This is a genomic window from Paenibacillus sp. Soil787 (assembly GCF_001429545.1).
Taxonomy (GTDB): domain Bacteria; phylum Bacillota; class Bacilli; order Paenibacillales; family NBRC-103111; genus Paenibacillus_E.
This window is the reverse complement of record NZ_LMSP01000014.1, coordinates 41,813-58,304: the sequence shown is the minus strand read 5'-3', so window position 1 is coordinate 58,304 and position 16,492 is coordinate 41,813. Positions and strand designations below refer to the sequence as shown.

The 16,492-nt window shown below is 48.4% G+C and carries 12 protein-coding genes; 3 read left to right on the top strand and 9 right to left on the bottom strand.

Annotated features, from left to right (window positions below):
• Positions 1 to 90: 90 nt before the first annotated feature.
• Positions 91 to 540, top strand: coding sequence for a PilZ domain-containing protein (locus tag ASG93_RS16740; protein ID WP_056833703.1), 450 nt, complete (start codon positions 91 to 93; stop codon positions 538 to 540).
• Here the strand turns inward: ASG93_RS16740 and ASG93_RS16735 are convergent.
• From ASG93_RS16735 to ASG93_RS16725, 3 genes are all read right to left on the bottom strand, one after another.
• Positions 533 to 1,024 (bottom strand): GAF domain-containing protein, encoded by a 492-nt coding sequence (locus ASG93_RS16735; protein WP_056833702.1) that lies wholly within the window; start codon positions 1,022 to 1,024, stop codon positions 533 to 535. The two genes, ASG93_RS16740 and ASG93_RS16735, sit on opposite strands and share 8 nt — an antisense overlap.
• Positions 1,025 to 1,237: 213 nt before the next feature.
• Entirely contained in the window at positions 1,238 to 2,467 is a 1,230-nt protein-coding gene (locus ASG93_RS16730) for an S-layer homology domain-containing protein (RefSeq protein ID WP_056833701.1), read from the bottom strand.
• Between the two features lie 221 nt (positions 2,468 to 2,688).
• Positions 2,689 to 3,138, bottom strand: coding sequence for a hypothetical protein (locus ASG93_RS16725; RefSeq protein ID WP_056833700.1), 450 nt, complete (start codon positions 3,136 to 3,138; stop codon positions 2,689 to 2,691).
• Positions 3,139 to 3,462: 324 nt separating this feature from the next.
• Here ASG93_RS16725 and ASG93_RS16720 point away from each other — a divergent pair, with 324 nt between their 5' ends.
• Both ASG93_RS16720 and ASG93_RS16715 read left to right on the top strand, forming a co-directional pair.
• Positions 3,463 to 4,029: an RNA polymerase sigma factor gene (locus ASG93_RS16720; protein ID WP_056833699.1), complete on the top strand. Its 567-nt coding sequence runs from the start codon at positions 3,463 to 3,465 to the stop codon at positions 4,027 to 4,029.
• Positions 4,016 to 5,335 (top strand): hypothetical protein, encoded by a 1,320-nt coding sequence (locus ASG93_RS16715; RefSeq protein WP_056833698.1) that lies wholly within the window; start codon positions 4,016 to 4,018, stop codon positions 5,333 to 5,335. Before ASG93_RS16720 ends, ASG93_RS16715 begins: the two co-directional genes overlap by 14 nt.
• A gap of 28 nt (positions 5,336 to 5,363) precedes the next feature.
• On the opposite strand, the gene ASG93_RS16710 is transcribed toward ASG93_RS16715, so the two are convergent.
• From ASG93_RS16710 to nirB (ASG93_RS16685), 6 genes are all read right to left on the bottom strand, one after another.
• Positions 5,364 to 5,891 carry a YfiT family bacillithiol transferase gene (locus ASG93_RS16710; RefSeq protein WP_056833697.1) on the bottom strand — a complete coding sequence of 176 codons (528 nt, stop codon included), beginning with the start codon at positions 5,889 to 5,891 and terminating at the stop codon, positions 5,364 to 5,366.
• 1,336 nt (positions 5,892 to 7,227) lie between these two features.
• Positions 7,228 to 9,369, bottom strand: a complete 2,142-nt coding sequence (nasC, locus tag ASG93_RS16705) for an assimilatory nitrate reductase catalytic subunit NasC (protein WP_056833696.1) — start codon at positions 9,367 to 9,369, stop codon at positions 7,228 to 7,230.
• 9 nt (positions 9,370 to 9,378) lie between these two features.
• Positions 9,379 to 11,763, bottom strand: coding sequence for a nitrite reductase large subunit NirB (nirB, locus tag ASG93_RS16700; RefSeq protein ID WP_056833695.1), 2,385 nt, complete (start codon positions 11,761 to 11,763; stop codon positions 9,379 to 9,381).
• Positions 11,764 to 11,825: 62 nt separating this feature from the next.
• Positions 11,826 to 13,004 carry an MFS transporter gene (locus tag ASG93_RS16695; protein WP_056833694.1) on the bottom strand — a complete coding sequence of 393 codons (1,179 nt, stop codon included), beginning with the start codon at positions 13,002 to 13,004 and terminating at the stop codon, positions 11,826 to 11,828.
• Between the two features lie 20 nt (positions 13,005 to 13,024).
• Positions 13,025 to 13,357: a nitrite reductase small subunit NirD gene (gene nirD / locus ASG93_RS16690; RefSeq protein ID WP_056833693.1), complete on the bottom strand. Its 333-nt coding sequence runs from the start codon at positions 13,355 to 13,357 to the stop codon at positions 13,025 to 13,027.
• Between the two features lie 14 nt (positions 13,358 to 13,371).
• Positions 13,372 to 15,804 carry a nitrite reductase large subunit NirB gene (gene nirB, locus ASG93_RS16685; protein WP_056833692.1) on the bottom strand — a complete coding sequence of 811 codons (2,433 nt, stop codon included), beginning with the start codon at positions 15,802 to 15,804 and terminating at the stop codon, positions 13,372 to 13,374.
• Positions 15,805 to 16,492 lie beyond the last annotated feature (688 nt).

Below are 16,492 nucleotides of genomic sequence, written 5' to 3'. Positions count from 1 at the left end.
GCATTATTTTCAAATTTATCAAATGAAAGGCAGTTCAGATTAATCATCAATATAGTATAATAGGCCTATCAAACTTGAGGAGCAATAAGTATGTCACAAGCAAATAAGCGCTCCAGCTTCCGACTCCATCTTCAAATTCCTTTATCCGCCTTGTTCAAAATTATTGGTATCAAAAACAAGGCAGCTGACACCAAACACTCTAAAATTATGATAAGGGATATTAGCTCAGGCGGTATACGTATTCACACCCCATTGAATCTTCCTATCGATATGAATTTGCTGCTGGAATTCACTTTTCATCTTTTTCATCAAGAGATCAAAGTATTGGGTGTCCTCAAACGAAAAACGATGCTGAAGCCAACCCTTTATGAATACGGGATCGAATTCAGCATCGCAGATCCAATCATGGAGCAGCAGCTAACCAGTCATTTGATATTATTAGGTGCTCGTTTAAAACATACCAACATGCTGGCAAGCTGCAGCTTCTGTTCCGATGAGGATATGGAGGATATTTTCTCTACCACCTATGAGATTACATAGCAGCTGCAAGCTTCTGCACAAATTGCTCCAAATACTGCTGATCGATGTCATCGAATCGATTCTTGATAGGGCTATCAATATCCAGCACCCCGACGAGCTCATTTCCTACAAGGATCGGTACCACAATCTCCGATTGGGATGCCGCATCGCAGGCAATGTGGCCTGGAAATGCATGCACATCTGGAACAAGCACCGTTTCCCGACGTTCAGCAGATGTACCGCAAACACCTTTACCCAGTGGAATCCGTACACAAGCCGGAAGTCCTTGGAACGGCCCCAGAACGAGCTCCTTCTTGTCACTTGTCTCATCTAATAAATAAAAACCTACCCAATTCACATCACTCAGAAACTGTCCGAGCAGCGCAGCGGCGTTAGCCAAGTTCGCAATGCGGTTAGGTTCGTCATGTATCAAAGCTTCAACTTGCTGAATCAGCAAGGCATAATTATGTTCTCTTGTTCCCTCATAACTTGATTTCGCAAACATTTCTCTTCATCCCTCTTCCCCAAATCATTCCTGCCTGCTTATCATACCAAAAGAAGGTCTCCCTACCCAAATGTAAAAAAAGGACAAGTCGGATTCCGCGCTTTCCAAGGAACAAATAAGCGCGAAACGCGCTTTCAGGGAGAGTTCCGCGAGCCTAAGCTCGTCGACTGTGTCTGAGAGGTCGTAAATCGACTTCTCAGCTTTTATGTATGACTAGGAATGAATAATGGAAAATATGATCGTTTTCCCATCCGCTTCTAACCGTGTTTCAACAGAGTAGCTCCCGATTTGTTTCGTAGTGGTTTCAAGAACACCTTTAGCCGCTGCGCGTTCACAAGCGTCAGTAAACTGGCGATAGAAGATGTCTGCGTCATAACCAAAAAGGAAATCCGTAAACTTCCGGATGCTCTCCGTATTGCGGGCTAGTGTCCCGTTTTCTAGGCGTACAGTCACGCCATAGGTTATAAACTGAGGATCTAACCATAAGGATACTTCATTGCTGTTGCGCACATCTGCGGTCGCACCGCTCATCGCCAGCCCTTTGGCCTCGGTATCTCGGAATAAGCGCAGGGTTGTTTCCTCAAGGTCGTAATTCGCACCTCGCAGCTTGCCCGCTTCCTCCATCACATCGTAGGCTTGCAGCATTCGCTGATCGGGAAATACCAGCTTCTTGTAACTGCCATCCTTCGTAGGCACAATTTTGATGAACGCATCATTTCCGCTTTTCACACTGATGCGCTTCGACTTCGTCTGCAAACGAGCAATGATTTGCAGCGCTTCAGCACGAGTAACCGTTCGTCCAACGCCGAAGTAACCGTTCGGGTAGCCTTCCATGATTCCCTTGGTCATGGCTTCACCGATAAATTTCTGCTGTCGGGCCGTCGCACTTTGAAGATCACCGAATTGTGAAGCTGCTTTGAGACTGTACACTTCATCTTCCAAATACTCGGTTTCCTTGAGTAAATAGTAGAGAATTTCGGCTACATCTTCGCGTTTTAGCATCGCTTTATAGTCACTGAACTGACCTTTACTTATAAAATGAAGATCACTAGCCAAATCCAAATAAGGCTTTGCCCAATATCCGACTGTGTTCGGTTTGAACGTGAAATCCCGATAATCCTGCTGCAAAATACTTTGGTTGCTCGCGCTAAGCGATTGCAGAAAGCTCGATTTCCATTTGCGTTCGCCATTCGGATATTTATCTGTAAAAGCGAGCAGCACGATTTTCACAAATTGATCAGCAGTCACAGTATCATCTGGTCGAAAAGTCCCATCAGGAAAGCCATCCAGCAACCCCTGCTGCACCATTTGATTAATCGTCTGCTCCGCCCAATGGCCACGAACGTCCGTCATACCGGCCGCTTCACTCTTCCCTTGTACGACACCTATTGTCATTACGCAACAAATTGTTGCAATTGTAAGCCATTTATTCAGCTGTAACATCTTATTACTCTCCGCTTCTCCATGAGTTTTTGGCTTCGTTTACACCAGTCTTTAGGATAAGCCTTCTACAATGCTTTGAGAACAGGCTTAAAGCCTAGTGATCTAAGGGGCCAAGAACTATCCGCCATGGGACTATAGCCATAGAGATGGTATGCAAAAAGACCGTACTTTCTACACAGGTAGAAAACACAGTCCTTACTTTCCAACGAAAAACGGCTCATTTAGCCGATCTTTTTCCCAGCACCCACGGTTACAACTGAATTATAATAGCGCAGCCAATCTGTTATGTATAACATTTTGGTCAGGAAATCTGGAGCATTACCCTGCAGACTTGCATACTTTTCCTGCTGCAGCAGTTTATGCATCTCCCAGCTTTTCACAAATATAGCTTTAATGAAAGCTTCCTCCGTTTGCGGCTTATGCAGATCCGTTCCGCGCGAGAGTTCGATTTCTTCAATAATAACGCCTCGATAATAAGGATGAACGTTCACTAGTTGCCCCATATCAATGTAAGCAAGACCTGTAAATTCGAAAGGCAGCCAAATTAAATTCGTCTTCCTGTCTTCCAGTTTAACTGTATAAACTAAGCCCAAGTTCAGAGCAATCGGCTGCGGATAGTTCTTAATTTGTCCTGACCGCAAATGATCCACTATATGCTCAACGAAATTCATGGTGTTCTCCCTCTCCGAAGGACCTGATCTTTCTTCCAGTGTCCTTACTTCATATTGCGCGTTAAGGCCTTCTATTGTCAAGACACCTCATGAACAAGTTTTTTATCCGTTCTGGCCGATACGCTTACACTTTTCTACCATTCTCTCATCCGATTCTCTCCCTTGAATCAAATCTCCTCCAGATTTCGAGCTATTTCATTTTTAAAATTACTGTAGTAATCCGACTCATCCGCCAGTTCACTTTCGAATCCTATAAGGCATGATTTTTTTTAAAAAAAACGAACTTTTTTATACTTGTAACGTCTAATTCAGAGAGGTGAGAGAATGGAGACGACCGGTGTCCATGTATTTGAATACTTAAAGTACGTATCTGAAACAACGGATCAGAAAGTGATTCTTCGCAATATAATGGAAACTTATGGGAATGATGTATGGAATTATGCCTTTAGCATTTGTCGGAATTCAGATTTAGCTGATGACATTACGCAGGATGCTTTCTTGAAAGTATATCGCAATCTTACTACATTCCGCGGTGAAGCTTCGATCAAAACCTGGCTGCTTACCATTACACGCAATACCGCATATGACTACCTACGCAAAGCATTCTGGCGCAAAGTTACACTTGTTGGCTTCATTCAATCTGCAGGCACATCACAATCGGCAGAAACAGAAGCGATGGAGAAATTATATGCTAGTGATATATGGAAAAAAGTAATATCTCTGTCCCCAAAATACAGAGAAATTTTAATTTTGCATGCCCATTATCAGCTCTCAACGAAAGAAATGGCTGCCATCCTTAACATCTCGGAGGGAACCGTTAAATCCCGACTTCACCACGCCAGACTCAAGGTGATCAGTTTGAAGGAGCGTGAAGCGCTTGAAAACTCCTGATCCGGATGATTTACATAAGCAATTGGAATCAGGACCGCTTAAGCAATCTGGCTTTACTTCCAAGCTTCAGGGCGAGATCGAAGAAGCGGTTAAGCGAAAGGAACGAGCGAAACCGAAGGTAAAGCCCCTACTCTGTTTCGCTGGACTCGGTGCCATAGCTGCTGCGTTACTTCTCTTCCCATGGCGTACAATCCATATTCAAAGTGATGCAGCTCCTGCAATGGATGCTTCAGTTACGGCTGCAGCTGCTTCCACTAGTTCGTCCCCTGCCCCAATAAGCACCGCACTGCTTATTGGGCTAAGGACCGAGCGCGAATCTAACAATACAGAGGCGCAGCATGCTTTAGGACCCATTCGTTACAGCACCTATCGAACAATGCTTATAGCGCCGATTCGCGGCCAGCTGCAGAAGACGTCCGAGGGCACGGGAATTCTCATGCCTTATAAGCAAAATTTCTGGAAAATCGATTCCTTGGTTCATAAAACGAAAACAGACGAGGTCCACTATTTATCCGCTCATTTAGCTGATCAGCCCGTGAAACCAGAAGTGTTCCCAGATCAAGCTGGCGAGCAGCTAAATCGCGTGGAGACTCTATTATTCGCTGGGAATCAGTATGTTTCCATCGCTGAATCGGAGGAGGCTTGGCGTGGTAATGCCCCTTATCAAGCGGAACGCATCTGGGTTCGTACCCTCCCGCAATTAAAAGAAGGGCATACCGTGCAGTTCTATAACAAACCGGTGGACAAGAACCATGTGTCGCTCACCGATCTATATAGCAGCAGCATCAGCAGCCTCCTTGCAAATGTACCGAGCAGCTCTACCAAATTGCTTGGTGAGATTACAGGCCAAAGCTGGACCGTCCAGCGTGAGCCAGGACGTTGGGTCGGCAAGATCGCTGAAACACCGCGAATTAGCGCAGCAACACCTGATAACTACGTCCTGCACGACTTCCAGCGCGAGCTGCCTGATAAAGTCATCAATCACGATGAGCTTTGCTGCTCATGGAGCGCTATCCAGTCCTCGTGGCCGCTTGCTACTGATGCGTTAACTTCGCCGATGAATGATATGATCGTCATTTTCGAGAACGGCAAGCTCAAGTTCTACCCTTACGGTCAAGCGCCCGGGAATGCTCCACAGCTTAGCATAGACCTCCAGCCTGGTGAGAAGCTCGTCATGGCGCAGTGGGCAACCGATCACTACGTGCAAGAGTGGATTGATAAAGTCGGCCTCTATTTGAGTGCTGATCAGGCTGAATCAAACTTCAGTGTCGATTTGGATAATAGTAAAGTTGGAAAAACCCGTTAAGCCATAGGACTTAACGGGTTTTAGTTGTTTACCAACCCCTGCGAGCACGTAAGCTCGTGATGTGGGCAATATGGTGATTACCATGCCATGCGTAATTGCCAACATTCCAATCCAGTCGAATCGTCTTCCCTGACTCCGGGTGTACGAATGCACGCGCAAACTGCTCATGCTGCATATCGCGCAGAACCATCATCCAGCGGCTGTGCAATGCATCTAGCAGAGTAAGCGACAGCTCTACCAGAGCTGACTTACCGTCGCTAAGCTCCGCCCAGCGCTCCTCGTAATAAGGTCTGATCGTCGGCTCTTCCTCTGTCAGCGCCAGCTTAAACCTTGTGTAGCTGTTCATATGGCTGTCTGCGACGTGATGCACAACTTGTCGCAGTGTCCACCCTCCTGGGCGATAAGGCGTATCCAGCTGCTCGTCAGACAGCCCGGCAACCGCCTCACGCAGCCTGCTTGGCGTCGACTCGATGTCAGCCATCCACTCCTGCAACTGCTCCCGTGAAATTTCACCTTCGTGTGCAAACAATCCAATTGGGTAGCGCAAATCATCCATATGACCAAACCTCCAGCATCTTTTTCTCTATTATAGCGGAGTTTTGCTAGACTGCCCAACTGCGTTCATCATACCCCGATCATCTCTCACCCGGAGAAGACGAACGTTTCGGCTGAAGCTTGGGTTGAAACGAGATAAACGGCTTTCGCCATCTTTGGGAGAACTACACTCCCGAGACGCATATGCTTTTGCCTTTGCTTGCTTGTCCGTGTGTTGTTGCACTTTGTGCAACATTTGGCAAGCTAATCCGCTATTTTCAAGCGATTGTTCCAAAAAAATACCAAAAATACAACAATTCTGCTCCAAAGTGGTCCATTAGAGTGAATTAAGGCCAAATTGTTGTACAACATACAACACCTTGAGCTTTTCAAGAAAAAATCAAAGAAATTATTGTACGTTATACAACTTGTAAATCTAATTTCCCTATTTCTCTCAAAAATCTGAACCAGAAGACAAAAATCAAAATAGAGAAAAACCAAATGCAGAAAAACCAAATACAGAAAAACCAAATACAGAAAACCGAAGTCACTAACGAAGCATTATGTCACTATCCTTAATTTCACTCAGCATTAGCAAAGTCCATAGCTATCCATGCAAAATAAGGAGTAAGCTCGATTCCCCCACTAACCCAAATAAATTAACTTTCTAAAATAGAATATTTTGCAAACATTGTTTGTTTTTATTAAAATCTACAGGCTAAAAAATAGCCGCATGCTCCGGAAATGAATTTCCGGAGCATGCGGCGTGTACTTCACGACCTGATAAATGGATAATTTACTTAAAGTTAAGCAAAATTACAATAGAATTTTTTTAAAGAAGCATTACCTTGTACGCTAGCGTCCGGTGGCGACGGATCTAACGACCTTGAGCACAAGTTTTGTGCGCTAGCGTCCGGTCGCGACGAATCTGACGACCTTGCGCACAATTTTTATGCGCTAGCGTCCGGTCGCGACCGATCTGACGACCTTGAGCACAAGTTTTGTGCGCTAGCGCCCGGTGGCAATCGATCCGACGACCTTGAGCACAAGTTTTGTGCGCTAGTATTCCTTCTCTCCATACTACTTAATTTCACTAAAAAATTAGAATGGGGAACCCTAAGCCCTTCCTCGAAATTTATACTTTCTGTCAAGGATAAACGATTCCGTCGTTCTTCAGGGACGAGTGCGTTTGTCAATGTAGATGCGAAGCAAAAGTATAAAACTTATACTTTCCGCCCTGAAAATTAAAAATTTTCATTCATCAGTGGTGCCGCAACGCGGCATGTAAGTCTTATCTAACGAGATAAACCGATCCTATGGGAGCTTAATAAAGCTCCCACAGGATCGGTTTCAGGATATTAAACATATTCCGAAATTAACGAACTCGCGTTTACCGCACAAACTTTAAAACCTGGCATTTTACAGTTCGGATCGAGCGCGTCATGCGTAATTTTGTTGACGTTCTGCGTATCGCTCCAATGCATTGGTACGAATACCGTATCTTCGCGAATGTCGCTGCTGAACCTGCTGCGTACATAGATCGTACCTCGTCGGGATTCCAACTTGACGAGAGTGGCATCTTCGATGCGGTACTTCTTGGCCGTCTTCGGATGAATCTCCATGAAAGACTCCACATCATGCGCCGCCAAAGAATGACTTCTTCTTGTCTGCACGCCGGTCAAATAATGCGTAAGCACACGACCGGTTGTCAGGTACAGCGGAAACTCCTCGTTGACTTGCTCTTTCGGCAGATGATTCTCCACAGAAGTCAGCAGCGCTTTGCCTTCCGGAAGCGGAAATGATGATTCAAACAACCGCTTCGCACCGGGATGCTCCAGCTCCGGACATGGCCAGTATACCCCCTCTTCCTTCCGTAAGCGGTCATACGTTATGCCGTAGTAATCCGCTGCACCGCCGCGACTGGCTAAGCGAAGCTCATCAAAGATGTCTTCGACGTCTGCGAAGTTGAAGTATTGACCTTTGCCCAGCCTATCTGCTAAATCACTGAGAATTTGCCAGTCATGCTTCGCTTCACCTGGCGCTGGGCGGCCAGCTTCCCTCAGCAGCACGCGTCCTTCGAGGTTGGTCAGTGTTCCTGCGTTCTCCAGATAAGCCGATACCGGTAAAATCAGATCCGCGAGCAGCGCTGTCTCTGACATCAGGAAGTCGGCTACGACAAGAAAATCGAGCTTCTTCAGTCCTTCTTCGACGAAGTTAGCGTTCGGATTGGAGACAAGCGGATTGGAGCCCATCACGAACAAGGCGCGAATCTCCTGCTCGTGAACTTTCTCCATCATCTCGTACGCAGAGACTCCTTTGCCAGGCAGCTCGCTCGGGTCAATCCCCCAAACACTCGCGACATAAGCGCGATCCTCGGGGTTCTCGATCAGGCGGTAGCCCGGAAGCTGGTCAGCCTTCTGTCCATGCTCCCTTCCGCCCTGACCGTTTCCTTGACCGGTGACGGCGCCGTAGCCGCAGCCCGGTTTGCCGATTTTCCCTGTCAGCAGAACAAGGTTTAGGAAGTTGCGAACCGCCATATGCCCGTCGGTTTGCTGCTCAACGCCTCTTGCCGTGAACACCATGCCTGTGGCCGCTTTACCGTAAGCCAGCGCAGCTTTGCGGATCAACTCGGCGGATACTCCAGTTAATTCAGCAATCTCACTCAGATCAAGCGATTCCAAGTGAGATTGAAGTTCCGCAAAGCCTTTGGTACGCTGCTGGACGAAATCCCGATCAATCAACCCTTCTTCCAGCAGGATCTTCAGCATACCGTTAGCCAAAGTCGCATCCATACCCGGCTTCACTCTCAAATGCATATCCGCGACACGGGTCGTACCGGTTTCCCTCGGATCGATCGCTATGATAAAGGCACCCTTTTCTTTTGCTCTTGTAAAATAAGGCATAAGTGTCGGCTGACACTCCGCAATATTCGTCCCTGCCAGTATAATACAATCGGCCAATTCAATATCTGACAGCTGATTCGTCAGACCACGGTCGATGCCAAACACCTTGACACCTGCCGAAGCCGCTGCCGACATACAAAACCTGCCGTTATAATCAATGTATTTCGTCTGCAGCGCAACACGAGCGAATTTACCCAACAAATAAGCAGATTCATTCGTCAGAGAACCCCCTCCGTAGAGGCCAACCGTATGATTGCCGTACTGACCGCGAAGCTCAGTAAACTTGCTGACGATCTGTTCATACGCGTCCTCCCACGATATACGGACGAATTGACCATCCTTCTTCATCATCGGATGAAGAATACGCTCTCCTGTAAGTACATGCTGGTAAGCATTCATGCCTTTGATACAAAGTCGCCCTTCCGAAGCCGCATTCGGTTTCGGAACGACCGAATATGTCGGACGCTCACCATCATCAGTGCCCCGTTCCTCGATGATTTGCATTTTACACTGCACGCTGCAGAAAGGGCACTGGGTATCCATCACACGAAGCGAACCTGTACCGCCACCTTGTTCATGTTCCAATAATTGACTCATACGCTCAGCTCACCTTATCAAAGCAACCATCGGCTGCGGATTTATTTGCTGCTGTTCCGTAACTTGCAATTCTGCGTTCATTCTCGCGATCAGATCAGCTCGGAACAGGAGATTGAACAATCCTTCTCGCAGCTGTGTAATGCCTATGCGCTCGATCCACTGCGCTGTCGTTTCACCGTAATTTGCCTCTTCTCGATACCACTGGAAGAAAGCCGCCGACAGCTCCAGCACTGCGCCTTCTGAAGGCTCCATGCACAGCAGCTCTCCTTGACGGAGCTTTGCCCCACCGCTGCCTCCTACATAGATTTCCCAGCCGCCCGGTACGCCGACAATGCCAAGATCCTTGGCGAGTGTCCCCGCGCGGTGCAGAGGGCTTCCAGAAACAGCTGCGCTCACGACAGCCGGCATTTGCAGGCGCTCCAATCTGTATTCGAGGCTGGCGCCCAGCCCGATGGAATCCTGCATTGCGCTGGGATCGTATCCGATTCCAGTGCATGTTGTTACGGAAGCTATGGTTTTGCCATAGGCCGGAGCCGCTGCATTCGGCTGTCCGAGTTCCGCACCGACGGAGCCAACATGCGCTGCGTCGATGCCGAGCAGATCTAGATGAGCGCCGCCGGTCAGCTTCACCAACGGAATGTTGTACTTGTCGATCACATCCGCGATTCGTCTTAGCTGCTCGGCGCTCGTGACGCCGCCGTACATACGGGGTCGGGCGGCGTACGTGCCGTCTTTGAGCAAGCTCGCCGCTGGAGCTGCCTCAGCCGCCGCTCCACCACCTGCGACGTCGGTCACAGCGCCTAGCGCTTGGCCGACGTAGTACTGCAAGGCCGGACGACACGCTGCGCAGCCGTCCGCCTTGCTCCAACCCAGCGCGTTCATCGCTTCGCGCGCTGTGGCAAACCCTGCGCTGCGCACCGCCGCTCGCAGCTCGTCATGGCTGTGCGTTGTGCAGCCGCACACCGTCTCCTTCGCCGCTGCCGGCGCATTCTTGCTCTGCAGCGCTAGCTGCAGCATCGCGGACACGAGCGGCTTACATCCGCCGCAAGTGCTCGATGCGCGAGTGCAGGAGCGAACGTCTTCGACGCTTTCGCAGCCATTCTCGCGAACCGCATCCATGATTGCGCCCTTCGTTACGCCGTTACAGGAGCATACGGTCGCGTTAGGAGACAGCGATGCCGCATACGCTTCATCCGCACCGCCTCCTCCTGCTGCTTCTTTCTCCAACACGGACACGTCCGCTTGCTGCTTGATGTAACCAAGCAGTTTGTTGCCTTCGCTGCTGTCGCCGAACAATACCGCTCCGACAATTTTGTTGTCGCGAATAGCAATTTTTTTATAAGTGCTATGCACACCGTCGATCGTTTTGAGTGAAGTGGTAATCTCGGAATCACGGATCTCTCCAGCCGAGAATACCTCTACACCGGATACTTTCAACTGGGAGTACAAGATTGAGCCTGGATAGCCTTCCGTATCGATGCCGCAAATCCTCTTCGCTAGCACTTTGCCTTGATCATACAACGGCGCTACGAGACCGTATACCATCCCGCGATGCTCTGCACACTCTCCGACTGCATAGACACCGGGCACATTCGTCTCCATGAAATCATTAACGACAATCGCCCGATTCGTCTCCACGCCGCTGTCTTCCGCAAGCTTAATATTCGGGCGCACGCCTACCGCAATAACGACAAGATCGGCCTCCACTTTGCTTCCATCCTTAAACTGCAGACCTTCCACCCGTTTTTTACCGATGATTTTTTCCGTCTGCTTTTCAAGTAGAAAGCGCATGCCCTGCTTTTCCAGCTCTTTGCGCAGCATATTCGCTGACGTCGGAGTCAACTGACGCTCCATTAGATGATTGAAAATATGCACGACATGAACTTCCATCCCGAGATTGAGCAGACCTCGCGCGGCTTCCAATCCAAGTAAACCGCCTCCGATAACGACGGCTTTTTTATATGATTTGGAAGCTTCCAGCATTTTGTTGCAATCGTTAATATCCCGGAAAGCTGTCACTCCCGGCTTATCCGCCCCCGGCAGCGGAAGCATGAACGGCAATGATCCAGTGGCGAGGATGAGTTGATCGTACCGGACAGTACGCCCCTTTTCGCTGATGACCTGCCGATTTGCCGTATCGATACTGACAACCGGATCACCTGCATAAAGCGTGATACCGTTATCGTTATACCACTGCCAGTCATTGATGGTAATGTCATTCACAGTTGTATCACCCTGAAGCACCTTGGAAAGCATGATGCGGTTATAGTTCGGGTGCGGCTCACCACCGAAAATCGTAATCTCGAAACGATCGGGAGCAAGCCCCAGAATTTCTTCCACGCAGCGCACTCCGGCCATACCGTTACCGATTAAGACAAGTTTTTGTTTCCCCATATATGCTTGACCTCCACGTTTCCATGCTGAAGTTCCGTCCCCGTCTAAGGGTTCTTCCCTACTTAAACTGCTGTCGCGCCCTGTTTGTTGATTACCATACGTTTAGTCGCATGATTCATATAAAGACAAACGCATGCAAAGAGCATAAGCATGATGAACCCAAGCGTGTATGCGCCTGACAAATCTTTAATAATTCCGAGTACGATAGGCGGAAAAAAACCACCCACACCGCCTGCGGCGCCAACGATACCCGTTACCGCTCCCGTATTGCCTGAGGAGACTTCCGGAACCATTTTAAACACAGCCCCGTTCCCTACTCCGAGTAAGGTGGCTGCAGCCAGACAGCTCACACTAAACCCGGTAAATTGATGCAAGGACGCCGCCATAGCAAGCGAAGCGACGATGATTCCTGCAAACACAACCACCAGAACTCTGCGTGAACCGATGCGGTCCGCCAAATATCCGCCTAAGGGGCGAATTAGCGTGGCAATAACAACAAACCCAGCCGTTTTCACGCCCGCTTCCGTTGCTGACAACCGGAACAAATCTTTGAGAAATGTTGGCAAGTAGACGCTGAAAGCAACGAAACCGCCGAATGTCAGAAAATAAAAAGCAGATAAATACCACGTCGATGGTTCCTTAAGCACAACCATTGATTGTTTGAACGTCTTCACCTTAGTCGGTGCAGGCAAATCCTTCGTTCCGATCCAAAAGATCGCCGTTATGATCACAATCATGATCGCTAGACTCCAAAACACCCATTGCAAACCGTAACTGTTAAAAACGAAGGGTAACGTATAACTCGCCGCTGCACCGCCCAAGTTGCCCAGTCCGGCTAATCCAAGCACGAGACCCTGTCTCTCCGGCGGGAACCATCTGGATACATACGTTAGGGAAATGGCAAAAGTCGTCCCAGCCATCCCGATAAACAGTGCACACAGCAGCAGAAGCCAATAAGAATGGACCCATCCTGCTAGCAGCAGAGGTATCACTAGAAACAGCATCGTCGATGCAAATACCCGCTTACCGCCGAAGCGATCCGTGTAAATCCCCATCGGGATTCGCAAGATAGATCCTAGCAAAACCGGCGTGGCGATCAGCACACTTTTTTGAATAGTACTGAGATGAAACAGTTCCTGAATTTGTCCGGCAATCGGAGAAAATAAACTCCAAATGACAAACGAAGCCATCATAGCCATTGTTGATAACCCTAGCGCAAGGGCAGATCCATTTGATCGCATAATTACGGCACTCTCCTCGGTTAGGATACCAAGATACTTTCCTCTGCAATATGCAGATACATATCTCCGCTCTCATCCACTTCCACCTGGAAAGCCGTTACGCACCCTTCGTCCGGCGCTTGAACGACGCCATCGTGCAAATCGATCTTCCAGTCATGCAGCGGGCAAAATACGTGATGATCGCACACGATGCCTTCGGAAAGCTTACCCGCTTTGTGCGGGCAGCGATTCTCAATGGCTTTGATAGCACCACCCGAAAGCTTGAACATCGCGATTTCTAAGGCGCCGATCCGAACAACCCTCGATCTTTTTTCCACAATTTCCGAAATGTTCCCAACGTGAACTCGTTTCATATGTCTCATCCCCTCTATTTCAAAATAGACTCTGCCGACTGTTCTTCCATCGGAACGAATGTCTTGCGCAGCTCTTGCTGTTCAATGATTTCTTTCCAAGGATCTTTCATCAGATCCAGCGCCTTCTCAATGCGCTCTATTAGAGCGGCGCGGTCTTCTTTACTCTCCAGCGCAGCTTTGATTGTATCTAAACCGACACGTTCTACCCACTCGGCAGTCCGTTCGTTGTACTTCCCTGTTTCGCGATAGTACTGCAGATAAGCGCCGGACCATTCCAGTACTTCTTCTTCCGTTTTCACTTTGCACAGCAAATCGGTTCCGCGGAGTTTCGTGCCTCCGTTACCGCCGACATGCAGCTCCCAACCTCCGTCAATCGCCACAACACCAAAGTCCTTAATCGTGGCTTCCGCGCAGTTCCGGGGACAGCCCGATACGGCCATTTTAACTTTCGCCGGCGTGCCCAGACGCTCAAACTTCTTCTCAAGCTGAATGCCCATGCCGATAGCATCTTGCGTTCCGAAGCGGCAGAACGTCGAGCCTACGCACGTTTTCACAGTACGCAGCGACTTACCGTACGCGTAGCCTGACGGCATATCGAGATCAGCCCACATGCCCGGCAAGTCCTCCTTCTTCACGCCAAGCAAGTCGATACGCTGACCACCTGTCACTTTCACGAGCGGCACTTCGTATTTCTCTGCGATTTCTGCGATTTTTTTCAGATCCTTGGGTGTCGTTACACCCCCATACATTCTCGGAACGACAGAGTACGTGCCATCCTTCTGGATATTCGCGTGATTGCGTTCGTTCACAAAGCGGGATTCTCTTTCGTCTTCATGCTCTTCCGGCCATACCATGGCAAGATAATAGTTGAGCGCAGGGCGACATTTGGAGCAGCCTTCTGTGTTCGACCATTCCAGTACATTCATGACTTCCTTCGATGTCGTCAATCTCATACCGCGGATCGCTTCCACCACTTCATCACGTCCGAGTGTCGTACAGCCGCATATGCCTTCTTTCACGGTTTTCACACCGTCTGCGCCGAGTACGTATGTGAGCACATCAGCTACCAACGGTTTACAGCCACCGCAGGAAGCAGAAGCTTTGGTACACGCTTTTATCTCATTGATGCTTGAGCAGCCTTTTTCTTGAATAGCCTGAACGACCGCGCCTTTGGATACACCATTACAGCCGCAAACAATTTCGTCATCGCCCATCGACGCAACCAAATCTACACCAGATTTCGCCTGACCTCCTCCTTCACCGAGGAGCACTGTCTTTTCTTTGCCTGTCACATCTTCACCATTACGAATCATCGCAAACAGGCGAGAGCCGTCACTGATGTCACCGAACAAGACCGCGCCGATGACTTTGCCTTCTCTAATGACGACCTTTTTATATATGCCTGCGAAATCATCCTGCACGCGTACGGCACGGGTGTCAGGTTTATCTGCATATTCACCTACGGAGAACACGTCCACGCCCGATACTTTCAGCTTGGTCGATACAACGGAGCCTTGATAACCAGCGGTCTCTATGCCTGCGAGCCGTCTAGCAAGCACCCCGCCTTGCTCGTAGAGCGGAGCGACTAAGCCGTACGCTACACCGCGATGCTCGGCACATTCGCCGACGGAATAGATGTTAGGCACGTTCGTTTCGAGAAGGTCATTGACGACAATACCACGATTAATCTCAATCCCGCTGCTTTTGGCAAGTGCAATGTTAGGGCGAATCCCCACGGCCATGACCACTAGGTCCGCTTCAACTTCTGATCCGTCGGTAAAACGAAGCCCCGTAACACGTTTTTTCCCGAGTATCGATTCGCTGTTTTTCTTTAACAGAAACTTCATTCCTTGGCGTTCCAATTCTTGCTGCAGCAAGAGAGAAGCTGTTCTGTCTAGCTGTAGATTCATCAAGTATTCGTTTATATGTACAACCGATACTTCCATATTCAAATTTAGCAAGCCACGCGCTGCCTCCAGACCGAGAAGCCCTCCGCCAATCACGACCGCTTTCTTGTATTTCTTAGCAGTTTCAATCATCGTCTCGCAATCTTTGATATCCCGGAAGGCGATGACGCCTTCTTTGTCCGCACCAGGCAGTGGAAGCATGAACGGCAGCGATCCTGTCGCAATGATCAGTTCATCGTAAGGGACGCTGATACCCCCGTCCGATCTTACGAGCTTGCGTTCCGTATCAATTTTGTTAACCGTATGCCCCGTATACAATGTGATGTGATTCTCTTCGTACCAGGACCAGTCGTTGATAACAATGTCCTTCATATCGGCATCTCCGGCCAAAACCGACGAAAGCAGGATGCGATTATAGTTCGGGTGCGGTTCGCTTCCGAAGATTGTAATTTCGTAGCGGTTCGGCGCAAGCTTTAGCATTTGCTCGATACAACTGACTCCAGCCATTCCGTTTCCTACCATAACAATTTTTTTCTTCATTGTGATTCACGCTCCTGTATCGATTTTATTGTCACATTAAATGTTAGTTAATATATTAATTCTTTAATTTCCGTTACAAGTGCATTTTTTACGTTAAATTATCTAACATACGAACAATTACTAATAATGTACCTCAGAAATTCGTATTTTTCAACAAAAATTTGCAACTCCACTTAGTTTAACAAACAAATACTCCTTATTTATACGAACATTTTGTTATTTCAATTAGACGATTGTTCGCTTTTACAAATAAACTATAGTTAAATTATGTAATATACGAACAATAAGTTAATTTAATACGATATAAAAAACGCTTTCATGTTATATTAAATAACATAAAAGCATTTTATTAAACTATTTCAAATTGACTTGAGGGAATATCAAAAGAAATGAACTACATGAATGTCAGAAGAATTCAAAGTACAGACACGCTATTCAAATCATAAAGCGCCGCTCCTGAAACAGCCATCTATACATCCAAAGCACCCCAACATAGAAGGCCGAATCGGACTTCTCGGYGGGGKTTYGCTAGCGCGAGCGCTGCRAGAGGGCCCAAAGGGACCTCTCAGCTGCCTTTTCCGCGCGATAGGTCTGGGTTTGGATCTGAGAAGACCGAATYGGACTTCTCKGCGGGGKTTTGCTAGCGCGAGCGCTGCRAGAGGGCCCAAAGGGACCTCTCAGCTGCCTT

Coding starts and splice junctions, on each gene's coding strand:
- nirD (WP_056833693.1), bottom strand. CDS start 13,357: ATGAAACGAGTTCACGTTGGGAACATTTCGGAAATTGTGGAAAAAAGA.
- nirB (WP_056833695.1), bottom strand. CDS start 11,763: ATGGGGAAACAAAAACTTGTCTTAATCGGTAACGGTATGGCCGGAGTG.
- ASG93_RS16735 (WP_056833702.1), bottom strand. CDS start 1,024: ATGTTTGCGAAATCAAGTTATGAGGGAACAAGAGAACATAATTATGCC.
- ASG93_RS16740 (WP_056833703.1), top strand. CDS start 91: ATGTCACAAGCAAATAAGCGCTCCAGCTTCCGACTCCATCTTCAAATT.
- nasC (WP_056833696.1), bottom strand. CDS start 9,369: ATGAGTCAATTATTGGAACATGAACAAGGTGGCGGTACAGGTTCGCTT.
- ASG93_RS16710 (WP_056833697.1), bottom strand. CDS start 5,891: ATGGATGATTTGCGCTACCCAATTGGATTGTTTGCACACGAAGGTGAA.
- ASG93_RS16725 (WP_056833700.1), bottom strand. CDS start 3,138: ATGAATTTCGTTGAGCATATAGTGGATCATTTGCGGTCAGGACAAATT.
- ASG93_RS16720 (WP_056833699.1), top strand. CDS start 3,463: ATGGAGACGACCGGTGTCCATGTATTTGAATACTTAAAGTACGTATCT.
- nirB (WP_056833692.1), bottom strand. CDS start 15,804: ATGAAGAAAAAAATTGTTATGGTAGGAAACGGAATGGCTGGAGTCAGT.
- ASG93_RS16730 (WP_056833701.1), bottom strand. CDS start 2,467: ATGTTACAGCTGAATAAATGGCTTACAATTGCAACAATTTGTTGCGTA.
- ASG93_RS16695 (WP_056833694.1), bottom strand. CDS start 13,004: ATGCGATCAAATGGATCTGCCCTTGCGCTAGGGTTATCAACAATGGCT.